The 228-nt window shown below is 74.1% G+C and carries 1 pseudogene; it reads right to left on the minus strand.

From position 1 onward, the window contains the following. Positions 1 to 228, minus strand: a pseudogene (locus tag ACR9E3_RS32500) (hypothetical protein); the annotation flags it as partial.

A 228-nucleotide genomic window follows, 5' to 3' on the forward strand; every position in this document is an offset into this window, starting at 1 on the left:
TGCCCGGCGTCCTCCACCTGCCGCCGACCCGCAACGCCCCCGGCCTGACGTATCGCCGCCGAGGACGACCCCTCCGCGTCGATCGTGCTGAGGAGGCGCAGTCCGCCGAACCCGGCCTCCCGCGCCAGGTTGGGCGTCAGCCAACGCCGAACATCCGGATGGGCGGCCGGACTGCACGCGATGAGCAGCCCGTCCAGCTCGGAGCGACGGAGCCCGGCATCGGCGATG

Source organism: Actinomycetospora sp. C-140, from assembly GCF_054796175.1.